The organism is Flindersiella endophytica (genome assembly GCF_054779015.1).
On sequence record NZ_BAAGYY010000044.1, the window covers coordinates 1 to 13,011 of the forward strand.

General features: G+C 70.4%; 16 protein-coding genes. 8 read left to right on the forward strand and 8 right to left on the reverse strand.

Features of this window, described 5'->3' with window-relative positions; translation table 11 throughout:
* Positions 1 to 152 precede the first annotated feature (152 nt).
* Both ACYVF6_RS44885 and ACYVF6_RS44890 read right to left on the reverse strand, forming a co-directional pair.
* Entirely contained in the window at positions 153 to 368 is a 216-nt protein-coding gene (locus tag ACYVF6_RS44885) for a helix-turn-helix domain-containing protein (protein WP_460532887.1), read from the reverse strand.
* A gap of 222 nt (positions 369 to 590) precedes the next feature.
* Complete coding sequence (locus ACYVF6_RS44890; RefSeq protein WP_460532890.1) at positions 591 to 2,096, reverse strand: M17 family metallopeptidase; 1,506 nt, start codon at positions 2,094 to 2,096, stop codon at positions 591 to 593.
* Between the two features lie 82 nt (positions 2,097 to 2,178).
* On the opposite strand from ACYVF6_RS44890, the gene gcvT reads away from it, so the two are divergent.
* The 3 genes from gcvT to ACYVF6_RS44905 are packed head-to-tail and all read left to right on the forward strand — an operon-like array spanning position 2,179 to position 4,127.
* Positions 2,179 to 3,273 carry a glycine cleavage system aminomethyltransferase GcvT gene (gene gcvT / locus ACYVF6_RS44895; RefSeq protein WP_460532893.1) on the forward strand — a complete coding sequence of 365 codons (1,095 nt, stop codon included), beginning with the start codon at positions 2,179 to 2,181 and terminating at the stop codon, positions 3,271 to 3,273.
* A gap of 39 nt (positions 3,274 to 3,312) precedes the next feature.
* Positions 3,313 to 3,579: a helix-turn-helix domain-containing protein gene (locus tag ACYVF6_RS44900; protein ID WP_460532896.1), complete on the forward strand. Its 267-nt coding sequence runs from the start codon at positions 3,313 to 3,315 to the stop codon at positions 3,577 to 3,579.
* On the forward strand, positions 3,576 to 4,127 hold the full coding sequence (locus ACYVF6_RS44905) for an ATP-dependent Clp protease proteolytic subunit (RefSeq protein WP_460532899.1): 552 nt from the start codon (positions 3,576 to 3,578) through the stop codon (positions 4,125 to 4,127). The genes ACYVF6_RS44900 and ACYVF6_RS44905 overlap by 4 nt, the downstream gene beginning before the upstream one ends.
* 119 nt (positions 4,128 to 4,246) lie before the next feature.
* On the opposite strand, the gene ACYVF6_RS44910 is transcribed toward ACYVF6_RS44905, so the two are convergent.
* The 5 genes from ACYVF6_RS44910 to ACYVF6_RS44930 form a co-directional block, all read right to left on the reverse strand.
* The gene (locus ACYVF6_RS44910) at positions 4,247 to 5,092 is read right to left on the reverse strand and encodes an ECF transporter S component (protein ID WP_460532902.1); all 846 of its coding nucleotides are present in this window, start codon (positions 5,090 to 5,092) and stop codon (positions 4,247 to 4,249) included.
* Complete coding sequence (locus ACYVF6_RS44915) at positions 5,089 to 6,708, reverse strand: ABC transporter ATP-binding protein (RefSeq protein WP_460532905.1); 1,620 nt, start codon at positions 6,706 to 6,708, stop codon at positions 5,089 to 5,091. Before ACYVF6_RS44915 ends, ACYVF6_RS44910 begins: the two co-directional genes overlap by 4 nt.
* Positions 6,705 to 7,871: an energy-coupling factor transporter transmembrane component T family protein gene (locus tag ACYVF6_RS44920; RefSeq protein WP_460532908.1), complete on the reverse strand. Its 1,167-nt coding sequence runs from the start codon at positions 7,869 to 7,871 to the stop codon at positions 6,705 to 6,707. Before ACYVF6_RS44920 ends, ACYVF6_RS44915 begins: the two co-directional genes overlap by 4 nt.
* Positions 7,868 to 8,017 (reverse strand): hypothetical protein, encoded by a 150-nt coding sequence (locus ACYVF6_RS44925; protein ID WP_460532911.1) that lies wholly within the window; start codon positions 8,015 to 8,017, stop codon positions 7,868 to 7,870. Before ACYVF6_RS44925 ends, ACYVF6_RS44920 begins: the two co-directional genes overlap by 4 nt.
* Before the next feature lie 154 nt (positions 8,018 to 8,171).
* Positions 8,172 to 8,978 (reverse strand): SCO2322 family protein, encoded by an 807-nt coding sequence (locus ACYVF6_RS44930; RefSeq protein WP_460532914.1) that lies wholly within the window; start codon positions 8,976 to 8,978, stop codon positions 8,172 to 8,174.
* Between the two features lie 257 nt (positions 8,979 to 9,235).
* On the opposite strand from ACYVF6_RS44930, the gene ACYVF6_RS44935 reads away from it, so the two are divergent.
* Positions 9,236 to 9,451, forward strand: a complete 216-nt coding sequence (locus ACYVF6_RS44935; protein WP_460532917.1) for a hypothetical protein — start codon at positions 9,236 to 9,238, stop codon at positions 9,449 to 9,451.
* Positions 9,452 to 9,473: 22 nt separating this feature from the next.
* On the opposite strand, the gene ACYVF6_RS44940 is transcribed toward ACYVF6_RS44935, so the two are convergent.
* Positions 9,474 to 10,106, reverse strand: a complete 633-nt coding sequence (locus tag ACYVF6_RS44940) for a DUF3043 domain-containing protein (RefSeq protein ID WP_460532920.1) — start codon at positions 10,104 to 10,106, stop codon at positions 9,474 to 9,476.
* Between the two features lie 156 nt (positions 10,107 to 10,262).
* On the opposite strand from ACYVF6_RS44940, the gene ACYVF6_RS44945 reads away from it, so the two are divergent.
* From ACYVF6_RS44945 to pspAB, 4 genes are all read left to right on the forward strand, one after another.
* Positions 10,263 to 11,075, forward strand: coding sequence for a PspA/IM30 family protein (locus tag ACYVF6_RS44945; protein ID WP_460532923.1), 813 nt, complete (start codon positions 10,263 to 10,265; stop codon positions 11,073 to 11,075).
* Positions 11,072 to 11,350 carry a PspA-associated protein PspAA gene (pspAA, locus tag ACYVF6_RS44950; protein WP_460532926.1) on the forward strand — a complete coding sequence of 93 codons (279 nt, stop codon included), beginning with the start codon at positions 11,072 to 11,074 and terminating at the stop codon, positions 11,348 to 11,350. Before ACYVF6_RS44945 ends, pspAA begins: the two co-directional genes overlap by 4 nt.
* 117 nt (positions 11,351 to 11,467) lie before the next feature.
* Entirely contained in the window at positions 11,468 to 12,367 is a 900-nt protein-coding gene (gene htpX, locus ACYVF6_RS44955) for a zinc metalloprotease HtpX (protein ID WP_460532929.1), read from the forward strand.
* Between the two features lie 59 nt (positions 12,368 to 12,426).
* Positions 12,427 to 12,999: a PspA-associated protein PspAB gene (gene pspAB, locus ACYVF6_RS44960; protein ID WP_460532932.1), complete on the forward strand. Its 573-nt coding sequence runs from the start codon at positions 12,427 to 12,429 to the stop codon at positions 12,997 to 12,999.
* Positions 13,000 to 13,011 lie beyond the last annotated feature (12 nt).

The following is a 13,011-nucleotide window of genomic DNA, read 5'->3' on the forward strand; positions in this document are numbered from 1 at the left end:
TTTGGCGGCCTTGACCCGCGCCACTTGGCCCTTGCCGGCATCGGCCGGTGCCGGCGGGTCAGGGACGCCGGTTACCCGGTCGATCGGCACAGGCGTGCCATCCACAAAGACAAAGTTCGACGCTGACCAGGCTGAGCGCCACAACGCCTCGGTCAGGCTGCCTGGCCAGCCAGCAGGGCGATGCCTTCCTGAACATACCGCCATGCCGTGGCGGTCCCGACCTTGAACGCGTCCGCGACCTGCTCAAACGGCTCGTTCTTGAACAGGTGCACCAACACCAGCAGCGCCTGCCTGCCCGGGCTCAGCCGCCGCCACCGCGACCCGATCGCCTTCTGGTGCCCACCGATCAGCCCAGCAAGGAAGGACACATACTCACCCGGCAACGCCAAACTGGCAGGACAAGACAACACGAGGCCCTCCCGGCACGATGTGACTTCGACAATCACTTCAACTACCGGGAGGGCCTTGCTACGTCACGCACCAACACACCCCAAGCCACGATGAAAAAGGCTCAATGACCACGTTAACCAGCCAAATGCGTGGTTAACGTGGTCATTCGCGAAGGGTCGAGGATCAGCTGGTCCGCCGGCTCAGAGGTCGCCGTTGGCGGCAGCCTCGGCCAGCCCGATCAGCGTCCGCACGCCGCTGCCGGTGCCGCCGGCCGGGGTGTAGCCCCACGGTGCGCCGTCGTTGTACGCCGGGCCGGCGATGTCGAGGTGGGCCCAGCGCACGTCGTCGGCGACGAACTCGCGCAGGAACGCTGCCGCCACCAGCGCGCCGCCGTACCGCCCGGACGCCACGTTGGCCAGGTCGGCGATCTTGGAGTCGAGCCGCTCGCGCATCTCGTCCGGGATCGGCAGCGGCCAGCCGTTCTCGCCCACCTGGTCCGCGGTCTGTTTCACCTGCTGGGCGAAGCCCTCGTCGTTCGACATGATCCCGAACACCCGGCCGCCGAGCGCGATCATGCACGCGCCCGTCAGCGTCGCCACATCGACGATCACGTCCGGCTTGTCCTCGCCGGCCCGGACCAGGCCGTCGGCCAGAACCAGGCGGCCCTCGGCGTCGGTGTTGAGCACCTCGACCGTCTTGCCACCGCGGATTGTGAGGACGTCGGATGGCCGCTGAGCCGTGCCGGACGGCATGTTCTCGGCCATCGGCGCCCACGCCGTGACGTTGACGGGCAGCTCGAGCTCGGCGACAGCCGTCACGGCCGCGAGTACGCCGGCCGCTCCGCTCATGTCGCATTTCATCGTGAGCATGCCTTCGTTCGGCTTCAGCGAAATGCCACCGGTGTCGAACGTGATTCCCTTGCCGACGAATGCGAGGCTGACTTTCGCCTTCGGATGCCGGTAAGCGAGTTTCACCAATCGTGGCGGGCGTTCGGAGCCCTTACCGACACCGAGAATTCCGCCGTATCCACCGGCAGTCAATTCCTTGTGGTCGAGGATCTCGACGTCCAGGCCGAGCTTCTTGCCTTCGGTCCGGGCGGCCTTGGCGAATTCGGCCGGATAGAAGTCGGACGCCGGCATGTTGATCCAGTCACGGGTCAGGTTGACCGCCCGCGCGACCGCCTGCGCCCGGGCCAGCGCCCGCTTCACGCCGGCGTCGCGGGACTGCTCGGTCAGCACCGTGACGGAGCCCAGCCGCTTGCGCTCGCTGCCGTTGCTCCGGTACTGGTCGAACGCGTACGCCCCGAGCAGCGCGCCCTCCGCGAGCGCGCCGAGCTGCTCCGCCGTCCCGTCGACCGCGAACGCGACCGAGGTGGCCTTGCCGGCGAGCCGGCGGCTGACCGCACCGGCTGCCCGGCGTACCTGCTCAGCAGTAGGGGAGTCGGAACCGAGGCCGACGGCCACGACCAGCGGCGCGGAGACCGCGCCGCCGGACGGTACGAGCGAGATCTCCTCGACCTTGCCGGTGGCGCCGAGCGTGGCCAGCGTCGCCGTGAGCAGGCCCTCGAACGCGGCGTCGACGGTTTCGGCGCCATCCGCTAGCGCTACGCCGCCCGAGTCCGGGTGGACGCCGATGACCAGTGCATCGGCCTTGATCTGGGCGGGCGCCGCCTTGCGCACCGCGATGGACGGACCGGATGGGCTCACAGCAAGACTCCTCGTTGACGGTAAAAAACCTTCGGCGATGCATCGTATGTCGACGGATCGGCCGCATTGTAGGTTCACCGACATGAAGCATTCCCCTGTGAACGAACAGCACGTGGCCCTGCACGCAAAGTTCGCGGAGTTCGGCGGCTGGGAGATGCCGCTCGAATACGCAGGTGGCGGCGTGCTGAAGGAGCACGCCGCGGTGCGTACGTCCGTGGGAGTGTTCGACGTCAGCCACCTCGGCAAGGCCCGGGTGGCCGGATCCGGCGCCGCCGCGTATGTCGACGCGACGCTCACCAACTCGCTGGCCAAGATCGAGCCCGGCAAGGCGCAGTACACCCTGTGCTGTGACGACGCGTCCGGCGGCATCGTCGACGACCTGATCGTCTACTACAAGAGCGACGACGAGATGTTCCTCGTCCCCAACGCCGCCAACACCGCCGAGGTCGTACGCCGGCTGGCCGAGTCGGCGCCCGAGGGCGTCGAGGTGACCAACCAGCACGACGACTACGCGATCTTCGCGGTGCAGGGGCCGAGGTCCGACGAGGTGCTCACCGCTGTCGGCCTTCCGGTCGGTCACTCGTACATGTCGTTCGTCGAGTCGGCCTGGAACGACTCGCCGCTCACGGTCTGCCGTACCGGCTACACCGGCGAGCACGGCTACGAGCTGGTCGTCCCGGTCGCAGGTGCCGCCTCGCTGTGGGATGCGCTGCTGGCCGCGGGCGAGGCGTACGACATCCGTCCGTGCGGGCTCGGCGCGCGCGACACGTTGCGGACCGAGATGGGCTATCCCCTGCACGGCCAGGACATCTCGCTCGACGTCACGCCTGTCGAGGGCCGGATCGGCTGGGCGGTCGGTTGGAAGAAGCCGGCGTTCTGGGGCCGCGACGTGCTGGTCGCCGAGCGTGAAGCCGGACCGAAGCGGCGGCTGACCGGGCTGGAGGCCGTCGGCCGGGGCATCCCGCGGCCGGGCATGCAGGTGCTGGACGAGGCGGGCTCGCCGGTCGGGCTTGTGACCAGCGGGACCTTCTCGCCGACCCGGCGGGTCGGGGTCGGCCTCGCACTGCTCGACGCCGGAGTGGCCGAGGGTTCGACGCTCACCGTCGACGTCCGGGGCCGGCAGGAGCAGTTCACGGTGAAGAAGCCGCCGTTCGTGGACGTTTCGCCGAAGGCGTAACCGCTTGGCTTATCTCGTACCCGAGATATCGTTTCCGGTATGGACGACAACCTGCCGATCATGCCCGGGTTCCGGGAGATGGCGGAGCGCCGCCGTGACCTGGCAGCGAAGCTGGTCGAGCTGCGGCACGCCGCCGGCCTGTCGCAGACCCAGGTAGCCGCCCGGATGGGCACGTCGCAGTCTGCCGTCGCCCGGCTCGAGGCCGGCGACGTCGACGCGAGGCTGTCCACGCTGGAGAAGTACGCAGCGGCGATCGGCCAGTCCCTCGACCTCGGAATCACCCGGACGCGGAAGGCGGACCGATGATCGGCGAACGCGGCATCGACTTCGAGACCTACCTCCACAGCCAGCTGTTCGAACGGCGGATCGTGCTCGCGCAAGGTCCGCTTGACGACGAGCGCGCGACTCGCGTGTCGGCCCAGTTGCTGACGCTCGAAGCGCTGGCCGCCGAGCCGATCCGGCTGCACCTGGCGAGCCCGTCGGGCGACATCGGCGCGGCGCTCAGCCTGGTCGACACGATCGGCGTACTGGGCGTTGAGCTCACCGCCGTCGCGGTCGGCGAGGTGACCGGCGCGGCCGTGGCCGCGTACGCCGCGGCGCCGAAGCGGCTCGCGTACCCACACGCGCGGTTCGGGCTGAGGGAACCGGAAGGCCCGGAGTTCAAGGGCTCGGCCACCGAGATCGGCAGCCGGGCCGAGGACTACCTCAACCGCCACCAAGCCTTCGTCGAAGTACTCGCGGAGGCGACCGGCCGCCAACCCGACGCCATCGCCGCCGACCTGCGTACGGGGCGGTATCTCACCGCCGACCAGGCGGTCGGGTACGGCCTCGCCGACGAGATCGCCCAGCGCTAGCACCCGGCGCCGCGCGTTGGCCGCGACCTGCCGGGCGGAGGGCTTCCTCAACCGGCGTCGGGTCTTGCATGGGGTGCTGCCGGAGCGGCTGGCCGCCGGTCGGCGGACGGGCGTTTGTCTTACTGCTGGGTGCGGCTGGGCCGGCGAGTTCGCTCCGTGCTGACTTCCGGGCTGACGAACTCCACCGGTGCCTCGAACGCCGCCCGCCGGGCGGCTCGGCGCAGGGTGGCCAGCACGACGCGGCCGGCCAGCAGGACGAGCAGGGCGTTCACGACCGCGCGGATCAGGTCCCAGCCGAGTGAGGTCGACACGTAGAACGTGACGTAATGCCGCAGGTTGGCGGCTAGTCCGCCATCGGCCAGGTAGGCCAGTCCGGGCGGCAGCGTCGTCGAGAACGGCCAGAACGTCAGGTTCAGCAGCAGGCCGAACCCCAGCCCGCCGACTGCCGCGAACGCGGCCAGCAGGACTCGCTCGGCCCGTCCGGTCGCCGGCGGCAGCAGCCCCGCGAACAGTCCGGCCCAGGCCAGCCCCTGCATCTGGAACGGCAGCCACGGACCCACTCCGCCCGTCGCCAGTGCGCTCGCGATGATCGTGACCGAGCCCAGCGCGAAGCCGAACCCGGCGCCGAACACCCGTCCGGCGAGGATCACCAGGAAGAACATGGGCTCGAAGCCGCCCGTGCCGGGGCTCAGTGCGCGCAGCGCCGTCCCGACCGCCGCCAGTACGCCGAGCATCGCGACCGCCTTGGCGTCCATCCCACCCTCGGACAGCTCCGCCAGCACGACCGCGACGACGAGCGCGAGCAGCAGCATGAACAAGTACGGCGCGTCGCCGGAGTGCCCGGAGATCTGGCTCGCCGTACCGGCGAGGAACGGCCACGCGTAGCCGACGACGCCGACCAGCGAGGCCAGTACCAGCGTGGCCAGCGCTCGCGGCCGGAGTTGGAGCGGCGATGCGGGGTTCACGACGCGGCTTCCAGCGCTTCCGCCACCTCGTCGACGGTGAGCCACGGCTGTGGCCGCAGCACCTTCGCGACCTGCGGTGCGAACATCGGCGACGCACCGATCACCGCGGGCGTCGGCCCGTCGGCGACCACCTCGCCGTCGGCCAGCACGACGACCCGGTTCGCCAGTTCGGCCACCAGCTCCACGTCGTGTGTCGCGAACACGATCGCCCGGTCCTTCGCCAGGGAACGGACGATCTCGGCCAGCCGGGCCTTCGCGAGGTAGTCGAGCCCACGCGTCGGCTCGTCCAGCAGGATCACCGGCGGCTCGCCGGACAGGACGACGGCCAGCGCGAGCGCGAGCCGCTGGCCCTCCGACAGGTCCCTCGGATGCTGGTCCGGTGGTACGTCGGGCGCCAGCCGCGCCAGGATCTCGGCGCAGCGGCCGGGCGGCGCGTGCAGGTCGATGTCGGCCTGCTTGCACTCGGCGGCGACGGTCTCGGCGTACAGGAGATCGCCTGGTTCCTGCGGTACGAGGCCGACCGCGCGGGCGATTCGGGCGGGCTTCTCGGCCGACGGGTCGAGCCCGCCGACCCGTACCGAGCCCTTGGCGGGCCGGACCAGCCCGGCCAGGGTGCCGAGCAGCGAGGACTTGCCGGCTCCGTTGCGGCCCATCAGCGCGACCACCTCGCCGGCGGAGAACTCGAGCGACAGGTCGCGTACGGCCGGGCGGCTGTCCCGCCTTCCGTACCGCACGACGAGATCCCGGATGGTCACGATGGCCTCACCGCCGCCCGCGGTGTCCGGGCGAGCGGGTTGCAGACCGGCGAGCCGGTCCCTCAGCGGGCCGGCCAGCCGCCGGGCGTCGCGTACGGACAGCGGCAGCGGCTGCCAGCCCGCGAGCCGGCCGAGCTCGACCACGGGCGGCGCCACGGTGGACCGGGCCATGATCTGCTCGGGCGGGCCGACCTCGACCGCGGAGCCGTTGCCGGGTACGAAGATCACCCGGTCGGCGTACTGCACGACGCGCTCCAGGCGGTGCTCCGCGAGTACGACGGTCACGCCGAGGTCGTGGACCAGCCGCTGCAGCGCGGCCAGCACCTCCTCGGCCGCGCCCGGATCCAGCGCGGACGTGGGCTCGTCGAGTACGAGCACGCGTGGATGCATGGTTAGCACCGACCCGATCGCGACGCGCTGCCGCTGGCCGCCGGACAGGGTGAGGATCGGGCGGGTACGTACGTCGGCGAGCCCGAGCAGGTCGAGCGTCTCCTCGACGCGCGTGCGCATCACGTCAGGCGCGATGCCGAGCGACTCCATGCCGTAGGCCAGTTCGTCCTCAACGGTGTCGGTGACGAACGAGGCCAGCGGATCCTGACCGACGACGCCGACGACATCGGCGAGATCGCGCGGCCGATGAGTGCGAGTATCGCGCCCGTCGACGACGACCCGGCCGGACAGCGTGCCCCCGGTGAAGTGCGGCACCAGCCCGTTGATCGCGCGCAGCAACGTGGTCTTGCCGGTCCCCGTACGCCCGACGACCAGGCACAGCTCGCCCTCCGGCACCTCGAAGCTGACGTCGCGCAGGACCGGCTCAGCCGCGTCGGAGTACCGGACGGTCACGGACTCGAACCGAATCACAGCGCCTCCTCAGCCGGCGACGGGGACAGCCGGGCCGGTGGCGTCAGCGGGCCGGGGTGGCGGGTGGTGGCTTGGTCGGCGCAGCTCACCGGAGCTCTTCCGCGCTGTGGCGGGGACAGCCAGGCCGGCAACAGCCCGACCAGCGCGGCGATCGTCGGTACGACCGGCAGGGGCGGGAACGTCAGCGGAACGGTCGAGACCTGCAGGCCTTCGGCACCGCTGACGCCGGCCCAGATGAAGCCGGCGGCGGCCACCGCACCGGACAGCGCGACCAGCCATTCCGGTAGCCGCCACGGGTCCGGGCGATAGCGGGAGCGCTGGGTCCGGCGCCCGCCCAGCGCGAGCCCCGCCGCTGCGGCGAGCGCGCCGGCCAGCAGCATCGGCAACCCGAGTGGCGCGGGCGACCCGCCGTCGAGCAGGCCGTAGGTTCCGACGCAGACGCCGAGCAGCCCGCCGAGTACCAGGCCGCCGGTCACCCGGCGGGAACGGACCGAGACCGCCGCGGTCCGGCCGTACCCGCGAGAGTCCATCGCCGCGGCCAGCGCGACCGACCGCTCCAGCGCGCCCTCCAGTACCGGCACCGCCGTCGAACGTAGTGCCCGCAGCCCGCGGTCGGACCGCCCGCGCAGCCGGCGCGCCGCCCGCGCCCGGCCCGCGTCAGTCACCAGCTGGGGCGCGAACGTCATCGCGACCACGACCGCGACGCCCAGCTCGTAGAGCGCGCCGGGCATCGCCTGCAGCAGCCGCTTGGGGTTGGCGAGCGCGTTCGCCGCGCCGACGCAGACCAGGACGGTCGCCAGCTTCAGCCCGTCGTACGCCGCCGCGGCCAGCGCCTCGAGCGTGACGGGGCCACCGATCCGCAGGCCTCCGCTCCACTCCGGCAGCGGCACGGCGGGAATCGTGAACAGCACGGTCCGGCCAGTCACAGCGGCGCCGAACACCGTCTGGAACACGATCCGGATCGCGATGATCAGCAGGCCAAGCTTGAGGAACGCGGAGTACGAGCGGGCCCATGGCGCCCCCGTCCTCCGCACCGCGACCACATACCCGGCGACCGCGGCGAGCAGGAGGAGCAGCAACGGATTGCTGGTCCGGCTCGCCGCCGTCGCCAGCCCGAGTGCCCACAGCCACCAGGCCCCCGGATGCAACCGCCGCGGCGTCATCGGATCGCCTCCAGCCTGCCCCGGCCACCGGCCAACGCCTGGGGCACGCCAGCCCGGCCGACGGTCATGGCAGCGGCGGTGAGGTGGCCGACGAGGAGAGTCAGCAGTGGATGGAGCGCGTCCGGGCGCAGGCTGTGTGGGGTCATCGGGATGCCCCCGGCTCGACCCGGCCACCGGCGTCGCGCCTGGGGCGCGCTCGCCCGCCCGACGACAGCGGCGGCGGCGGCGAAATCGCAGGCAGCCGTGGCCGTCAGGGGAGTGAGCGCGCCCAGGTGCGGGCGCCGATACATCATCAGATCGTCAGTCGTCAGTCGATCCGGACGACGATCCCGCTCCCGCGTTGCGGCGCCGGACCTGCCAGAACGCCCCCGCCGCCAGCAGGACGATGATCACCACCACGATGACCGGCCAGACGGGAAAGCCGCCGTCCTGGTCCCCAGGCGAATCCGCGTTCGTCGCGGAGTCAGTCGTGGGCGAGGCAGACGCACTGGCCGACTTGTCGGCCGGCTTCGTGGTCGCCGGCGCCGGCTGGGCGAGCTGCAGCTGGATCTTCGGTTCCGGCGAGGGGATCTTCGGCACGTCGGCGTCCTTCACCGGGTCGCCGCAGCCGGCGGAGGGGAAGCTGTCGATCGCGCAGATCAGGCCCTTCTCCTCCCGGACGCCGCCGACCTGGCCGAGCACCTGGGCCGACGTCGCCTTCGGGTCGACGACGGCGCAGGCGCCGCGCGCCGCAGGTGGTGTCACGCCGTTCGGTGCCTCGTTGGCGCTGCCCGGGTCGATCACGACGCCGACTCGCTTCTTCCCGGCCGCGGCCGGGGTCGAGGCGCAGAGCTGGTCGAACGTGGCGGTCGCGCGCGGCACGCGCTGCCCGGTGGCGTTGCCGGAGATGGCGTAGCGCCAGCCCTCGACGGAGCCGTCCGCCGGCGTGACCTGGGCCGGGCCCTTGGTCGCGAACGCCCAGGCGCCGTCCTTGAGCTGCCAGAACCCCCAGAAGCGGTACGCGTCGGCGTGCGCCGTACCGGAAAAAACGGTGAAGCAGAGCGCGGTGGTTATCAGAGTGAGCAGACCGGAGATGAATCGCCAGCCGGACCTGTGCCCTCTGACCATGAGTCCTCCCTTAGGGCGGGTCCGAGCGCGGGGACCGGGGGAGGGCTCGCGGGAGCCTGAACCCGGCTCCGCCCGTAGACCTCGACGGGTTTGCGTGGAGCCTGATCACTGAGCAGGCGTTCCGGCTCGCCGCACTCGGGTAGGAGAGCGGCCTACGGTTGCGGGTCAGCGCCGGACTTCGACCGGCTTCCCCTGCTTCGTGACCTCGTACGGTTTGATTGTGCAGTACGCCGTGACAGATTGAGTGGGAGGGCTCGATGCCGATGACCTGGACCTGGCGGCTGGAGAACAGCTCCGGCAGCCCTGTGGACGCCGGCGATCTTGGCCGGGCGGAGTTTCCGTCCCAGAGCGACGCCGAGAGCTGGGTCGGTGAGTTCTGGCGCGACCTGCTGGCCGCGGGGGTCGATCAGGTGACGCTGCTCGAGGCTGAGCGCGTGGTCTACGGACCGATGAGCCTCCACGCTGCTGACTGAGCCAAGGGGCCGATCCGGCCGGTCAGTAGTTTTTGACCGGCGGGATCGGCTGGCCCGGCTTGAGCAGCGGCTTCGGCAGCCGGAGCCGCCGCAGCTGGGTGGCCCGCATGATGCCGTAGCTCACGGCACCGCGGTGAGACTCGTTCGGGAACTTCTCGCGTAGCTCCTTGCGCAGCTTGAAGCCGAGGTAGACCAGGTCGAGTGGTACGAAGATCAGCGCCGGCACCCACATCGTGAGCGCGATCGTCTGCGCGATCGGCAGCGGGATCAGCATGATCACGAAGATGATCAGGAAGTACGGCAGGAGGTATTCCGCCGGCGTCCGGCGCGCGTCGACGTAGTTGCGGACGAACCGCCGGATCGGGCCCCGGTCACGAGCGGGCAGGCTGCGCTCGTGCTTCTCGTCGGGGTTGTTCATCGCCTCGTTCATCTTGGCGCGCTGCTCGCGGCTCTTGGCCCGCTGCTGGCGTACGGCGTCCTTGCGGTCCTTCGGCGCCTGAACCCGGGCTTTTCGGGCAGCCTCTGCCTCCCGGCGCTTCGGGGTCGGGCGGCCCTTGCCGCTCCGCGCGGCTTCGCGCGACTGGTCCTGGACCTCTTCGGACGCGGCCTGGGCGGCGTCGGAGGAATCCTGCGTGGTCGTACGGCGTCGGAACACGAGAGGTGGGGTCGCCTTTGGGTAGGGAACGGGCATAGGGTGATCACCGTTACTGTACGACAAGAGCGCTGAGCCTATGAAGCTAAGCCGAACGAACAAGCATGAGCTCCGGACCCAACCGGCCTTAGCCTTGACAGAAGGGGGCGGCCTCCCGCTATGGGCGTCTTCAGCCGTTTGCAGATGATCTTCCGCGCGAAGGCCAACAAGGCCTTGGACCGTGCCGAAGATCCACGCGAGACCCTTGACTACTCCTACCAGAAGCAGCTCGAGATGCTCCAGAAGGTTCGCCGTGGCGTCGCTGACGTCGCGACCAGCCGGAAGCGCCTCGAGCTCCAGATGAACCAGCTCACGTCGCAGTCGGCGAAGCTGAAAGACCAGGCGTCGAAGGCGCTGGGCATGGGCCGCGAAGACCTCGCACGCGAGGCACTCACCCGGCGTTCCGGCCTGGAAGGCCAGATCTCCGACCTGTCGACGCAGCACGCGACGCTGCAGGGCGAGGAAGAGAAGCTGACTCTGGCGGCCCAGCGGCTGCAGGCCAAGGTGGAAGCCTTCCGTACGAAGAAGGAGACCATCAAGGCCACCTACACCGCCGCCGAGGCGCAGACCCGCGTGGGCGAAGCCTTCACGGGCATCTCCGAAGAGATGAGTGACGTCGGTCTGGCCGTACAGCGTGCGGAGGACAGGACCGCCGAGTTGCAGGCCCGTTCCGGCGCGATCGACGAGCTGCTGGCTTCCGGCGCGCTCGACGACGTCACGGGCACCGGCAAGGACGACATCTCGCTCGAGCTCGAGCGGATGGCTTCGGGCAACGACGTCGAGTCCGAGCTGGCCGCCATGAAGGCTCAGCTGGGCGGCGGCGCCGAGCCGCCCCGGCAGATCGAGGGCCAGGGCACGACCCCCGAGGCCGCGCCCGCGACCCCCGCGCAGGCCGACAAGCCTGCCGACGCACCCAAGCAGGGGGAAGCATGATCGTCCGGATCCTGGGCGAAGGTCAGTTGAAGGTTGCCGACGAGCATCTCGGTGAGCTCAACAAGCTCGACTCCGCGCTGGAGTCGGCCATCAACGCCGGCGACGAGTCGTCGTTCCGTACGGCTCTGACCGAGCTGCTCGACAAGGTGCGGGCGGTCGGCACGAAGCTGCCGGACGACTCTCTCGAGGACTCCGACCTGTTCCTGCCGCCGAGCGACGCCACGGTCGACGAGGTCAAGGACCTCCTCGGGGACGAGGGCCTGATCCCGGGCTGAGCAGCGCGCTGACCATGCTCTGATCAGGCCGAACACACGACAGCGGCGGGCTCCGGGAACGTCTGGGGCCCGTTCGTCGTTTCTCCTCAAGGTATGAAAGTAGGAGTTGAGACCTGAATGGCGCACACGCGTTTCACCGCCGACCGGGGCCTGACCGGCCGCATGGTTTTCGTCATGTTCCTGCTCGGCCTGCTCTACGTCGCGGTCGTGGCGGGCCTGATCGTCGCCGGCGTGTCCTGGTTGTTCGTGCTGCTGATCGCAGGCGGTGTGTTGTTCGCGCAGTGGTACTTCTGCGACAAGCTCGCGCTGCTCGCGATGGGCGCTCGCGAGGTGACGCCCGAGCAGGACCCACAGCTGCACGCGATCATCGACCGGATGTGCGCGCTGGCCGACATGCCGAAGCCGCGCATCTACGTCTCGCCGATGGACATGCCCAACGCGTTCGCGACCGGGCGTAACCCCAGCAACTCCGTGGTCTGTGTGACCCACGGCCTGCTGCGCCGGCTCAACACCACAGAGCTCGAAGGCGTGCTGGCCCACGAGCTGTCCCACGTCGCCCACCGTGACGTCGCCGTCATGACGATCGCGTCGTTCCTCGGCGTGGTGGCCGGGCTGGTGTTCCGGTTCGGGCTCTACTTCGGCGGCGGCAACAGCCGCGACAACAACGCCCTCCCGGTGATGGCGATCGTCTGGCTCGGCTCGATCGCGGTCTACATCATCAGCTTCCTGCTGACCCGCGCCCTGTCCCGCTACCGCGAGTTCGCCGCCGACCGGGCGGCCGCCTACCTCACCGGCAACCCCTCGGCGCTGGCGTCCGCACTCGTCAAGATCTCCGACGACGTACAGCAGATTCCGAAGCGCGACCTGCGCAAGGCCGCGCCGGCGTCCGCGTTCTTCTTCGCACCGGCGGCGGTCGGCAAGTCGCTTGCGGGCATACTGTCGACTCACCCGTCGACCGAGAAGCGGATCGAGAAGCTGTCGCAGATCGCCGCTCAGCTCGGCCGGGAGACGTACTGATCGACCTGACCGACCTGACCGACTGACGAGGCCCATCGACGCCTAGAGAGGCCGCCGCTGTGGTGAAGTTCCTGGACGCACTGTTCGGGCGTACGCAGCCGAAGAAGCCCGATCTCGACCAGCTGTTCGGCGTACCTTCGGCAGCCCTGACCCTCGAGGTCGCCGGCGGCTTCAAGCCGACGGGCGCCGGCTCGGTCTGCTACCGCGCGGCCGAGGGTGGCGCGTTCGCCGCCACCCAGGCCGACGTCCAGGAGCTGCTGGACGCCGATGACGGCCCGAAGGTCGAGCGCGTCCAGGACGAGTACGGCTACACCTGGCTGGTCGTACGCCACGACCCGTCCGACATGTCCGGCCTGGTCACCGACCTGCACGCGGTCAACAGCTCGCTCGAGGCCGCCGGCTTCGGCCCGTCCCTGCTGTGCTCCCTCGCGGTCTTCATCGACGGCGACGGGCGGCGGCTGGCGCTGGTCTACCTCTACAAGCGGGGGAGCTTCTACCCCTTCGCCCCGACCGGCGGCCAGCAGCGGGACAACGCGCTGGAGCTGCAGGTCCGCGGCATGGTCGCCAACGACCTGCGGGTCGAGCAGGACCTGAGCCGCTGGTTCCCGGTCTGGGGCGCGCCCGGCCTCTGAGCCGGCGTTCGC